This is a genomic window from Candidatus Neomarinimicrobiota bacterium (assembly GCA_022567655.1).
GTDB lineage: Bacteria > Fidelibacterota > SORT01 > SORT01 > SORT01 > JADFGO01.
This window is the reverse complement of the sequence record JADFGO010000135.1, coordinates 1-3,809: the sequence shown is the minus strand read 5'-3', so window position 1 is coordinate 3,809 and position 3,809 is coordinate 1. Positions and strand designations below refer to the sequence as shown.

Genomic DNA, 3,809 nt, shown 5'->3' with positions numbered 1-3,809 from the left:
AATTGAAAGAGTTCGGAGAGATCGAAGTTGAGTAACCCGACAGCCTGAAGATGGATTTCACCGAAAACCAGAGCCTTAATAATTACAAGGAAGCCATAGAGGACAAGCTGCGGACGGTCGCCACGAGCTCGCAGCCGGCATCCTTATATGAACCTATCAGATATGCCATTGAGGCGGGCGGGAAACGATTAAGACCCATAATACTTCTAGCTGCTTGCGAGGCGGTCGGAGGAAACCCCGAAGATGCCCTTGACGCCGGTATTGCCGTAGAGCTGCTCCACACCTTTACGCTTATTCACGACGACATTATGGATGCTGATACGTGGCGGCGCGCAAGAGAAACCGTCCACAAGAAATGGGATACATCATCGGCGATATTAGCGGGGGACGCTATTTTTGTATTAGCGTACCAGTCGCTGTTAAGAACCAAAATAAAAAATATCAAATCTGTAATTGATCTTTTCAACGAAGGAGTCCTGGGCGTGTGTGAAGGACAAGCGCTTGACATGACTCTTGAATCAAAGAGCGATGTCTCAAATTCGGAATATTTAGAGATGATTGAGAAAAAGACAGGGATGATGATAGCGATGGCGGCCGGCGTCGGGGCGTTCATCGGCGGGGCTAAGTCAGCCGAAGTAAAGAAATTCAAAGAGTTCGGCGCCGCACTCGGAAAGGCGTTCCAGCTTCAGGACGACTACCTCGAAATAACATCTACAAGAATATTAATGGGCAAAAGCCTTGGCAGCGACCTCGCCAAAGGGAAAAAAACGTTCCTTCTCATAAACGCGTTCAAACTCGGCAGCGAGGAGCAGATAGAAGAACTATCAAGTATTTTAGACAAGAATGAAGTGACAACTACGGACATAAAGAGGGTAAGAGAAATATTTGAGGAGTGCGGAGTTCTTGAACTAACCAAAAAACAGATAGAGAAAAATATATCGAATTCCAGATCCCTGCTGGATTTCATTGAACTTGAAAAAAGGCAAACCTTGCTGCAGTTGATCGACCTGGTTCATTCGAGAGAGAAATGACGGGCGAGGGTAAGACGGTGGATATAGGTTATTTGAAAGATAAGTTCGACGTGTCGGATATGTACGATGTGATTTCAAGTCTCCCGAATCAAATTGAGGAAGCCGTGGAAATAGCAGAGGAGTTCGATCTGCAAACTGACATGGATAACATATCAAATATACTGTTCATGGGCATGGGGGGGTCGGCGATTGGCGGAGATCTGGTAAAATCGGTAATAGAGGCGGAATCTTCGATTCCGGTCAGCGTTGTAAGAAATTATTTGTTACCTGCATGGGCGGATAAGACGACGCTCGCGATAATTTCAAGTTACTCGGGTAATACGGAGGAATCAATATCGGCGTACCATGATGCCAAAAAAAGAGGGTGCCGAATCATATGCGCCGGTACGGGAGGAGAGATAGGACGTCTTGCCGAGTCTAATAAAAACCCGCTCCTCAATCTTCCCAAAGGACTGCCTCCCCGCGGAGCCATTGCCTACAGCTCGATCCCATGGTTGGTGATCTTTTCTTCGATGGGATTGATTTCCGATAAAAGCTCGGAGATTCAACAGGCAGTTCAAACTCTTAAAAAATTAGCCGAACTGAATGGAGATATAAATTCAGATGCACAGGGCAGCGCATTGAACACCGCCGGGAAATTGAAAGGTAAAATCCCTTTGATCTATGTTTCTTCAGGATCATTCGGCGTGATCGGCAGAAGGTGGGCTAACCAAATTCAGGAAAACGCTAAGATGCTGGCTTATTACAATGAACTGCCGGAGATGAACCACAATGAAATTATGGGGTGGCACCTGTCCGGATTAGCCGATGAGAGTGTTGTTCCCGTGTTTTTATATTCCGGTCTTTATCATGAACGGGTGAAGCTGCGTTTTGACGTCACGAGCCGGCTGATTAAAGAAAAGGGGGGAAATCCGGTCAGAATTGATGCGCCCGAAGGCAATTTATTAACTCAGTTATTAGGTTTGATAAACTTCGGTGATTTTGTCAGTTATTATCTTGCTCTGTTAAATAACGTTGATCCCGAGCCGGTGGATCTGATTGCCGAGCTAAAGAAAGAACTGGCAAAATAGCGTCTGAAATAGCTTGACATGCTTATGGGACTCAAATAACTTAGAACGTCAGTGAATGAAATTATATACAGAATAGACCCCGGTTACCGCAACGCTCGTATAGTTGAAATTTAGGAGAAGATGGAAAATTTACGAGTCGAAATAGCAAAAATATCCTTCTATCCGCCGAGTAAGGGCTATGCGGTGTTACTGAAGGAGCTTAACGGAGTCAGACAGCTTCCTGTAATTGTCGGTGCGTTTGAAGCGCAGGCAATTGCCCTTGCGATCGAGGGTATTGAAATGCCGCGGCCGATGACGCACGATCTCCTGAGCAATCTTCTCGACACTATGGAAGTCGAGGTAAAAGAGATAGTTATCGATAAACTTGTCGAAGGAACGTTTTACGCCAAGATTTACATTGATTCGTATCAGTTCGGCGAGAAGGAGATAGACTCGAGGCCGAGTGATGCAATTGCATTGGCTCTGCGTGTGGACGCGCCTGTCTTTGTTGAAAAAAAGGTTATGAAAGAAGCGGGGGTCAGAGTTTCCGACCAAAAAGAGTTTGATGAGTTCAAGATAGATTCACCGCTCGTTCATAAGGAATTTTCTCTTGAAGAGGAATTACAACAGGCTATCGAAGTTGAAAATTACGAGTTAGCAGCCGAGTTACGGGATAAAATCAACGCGCTGAACGGCGACGGCGGTGAAAACTAACTCTTTTTTTCAATCTCAATTCCGTAATATTCAATCCGTACTCTGTACGGGTTTTTCATTTGTGACATTTAATAAAGCCAATGATTCTTGAGCAGCTTTCTGTTCGGCATCCTTTAACCGTTTGCCGGAGCCGCGACCGAGTGAATCACCGTTTAAAACCACTTCTACCTCAAAAATCTTTGCATGGTCAGGACCTGTTTGGTTGACAATCGCATATTTGATATTACCAAGCGAATTTGCCTGTGCGTATTCAAGCAATCTACTCTTATAATTTGTTAATAGGGCCTGTTGAAAGGAGGTGCTCAGGCCAACCAGTAAACTATTTTCTATAAATTCCTTAGCCTCGGCATAACCGCCGTCAATATATATAGCTCCAGCAATCGCTTCATAGAGATCAGCTAATATTGACGGGTTTTCCCGCCCGTCCCTGATATCTTCTTCGGGGCTGAGGAGAATGTATTTACCGAGACCGAGTTTTCGGGAGACGTTCGCGAGGCTGCTCCCATTAACCAAGGAGGCTCTTGCTTCGGTCAGCGGTCCCTCTCCCTTCTCAGGATAATTATCAAATAATGCGTGTGCTGTTACAATTTCGATTACCGCATCGCCGAGGAATTCCAATCTTTGATTGGAGGGCAGGTTGTTTGAAGCGCAATATGACCTGTGAGTCAGAGCCTCTTTAAGAAAAGATAGGTCGGTGAAGTTGTAGGAAAGAATCTTACGTAAGGAGCTGAGATCCGAATCCTTAAATTCAATATTTTTGTCTCTACTCCGGCGTCTTAAATTGAATAGACCGAAAAAATTTCTCAATATGATAGTCTTCAGTTGTTATACTTCTTGAACAGCACTACAGAGTTATGGCCTCCGAATCCGAACGTGTTGCTTAGGGCAACGTTAATCTCTTTTTTTGCCGCAACGTTCGGTGTATAGTCGAGATCGCATTCAGGATCGGGATTTTCGTAATTTATCGTGGGGGGGATGATTCCTTCATTTAGAGCCAATATACACGCAATCGCTT

5 protein-coding genes are annotated in these 3,809 nt (G+C 45.0%); 3 read left to right on the top strand and 2 right to left on the bottom strand.

Going from position 1 to position 3,809, the window contains the following annotated elements; genetic code table 11:
- Positions 1 to 50: 50 nt before the first annotated feature.
- The 3 genes from IID12_10015 to IID12_10005 all read left to right on the top strand — a co-directional run bounded on the left by IID12_10015 (position 51) and on the right by IID12_10005 (position 2,794).
- Positions 51 to 1,031 carry a polyprenyl synthetase family protein gene (locus tag IID12_10015; GenBank protein ID MCH8289422.1) on the top strand — a complete coding sequence of 327 codons (981 nt, stop codon included), beginning with the start codon at positions 51 to 53 and terminating at the stop codon, positions 1,029 to 1,031.
- Complete coding sequence (locus IID12_10010) at positions 1,028 to 2,101, top strand: bifunctional phosphoglucose/phosphomannose isomerase (GenBank protein ID MCH8289421.1); 1,074 nt, start codon at positions 1,028 to 1,030, stop codon at positions 2,099 to 2,101. Before IID12_10015 ends, IID12_10010 begins: the two co-directional genes overlap by 4 nt.
- Before the next feature lie 120 nt (positions 2,102 to 2,221).
- A complete protein-coding gene (locus IID12_10005; GenBank protein ID MCH8289420.1) occupies positions 2,222 to 2,794 on the top strand; it encodes a bifunctional nuclease family protein in 573 nt (190 codons plus the stop codon).
- A gap of 30 nt (positions 2,795 to 2,824) precedes the next feature.
- On the opposite strand, the gene rnc is transcribed toward IID12_10005, so the two are convergent.
- Together rnc and IID12_09995 are read right to left on the bottom strand one after the other, a co-directional pair.
- Positions 2,825 to 3,601, bottom strand: a complete 777-nt coding sequence (rnc, locus tag IID12_10000; GenBank protein MCH8289419.1) for a ribonuclease III — start codon at positions 3,599 to 3,601, stop codon at positions 2,825 to 2,827.
- 11 nt (positions 3,602 to 3,612) lie between these two features.
- Positions 3,613 to 3,792, bottom strand: a complete 180-nt coding sequence (locus tag IID12_09995) for a hypothetical protein (GenBank protein MCH8289418.1) — start codon at positions 3,790 to 3,792, stop codon at positions 3,613 to 3,615.
- Between the last annotated feature and the right edge of the window lie 17 nt (positions 3,793 to 3,809).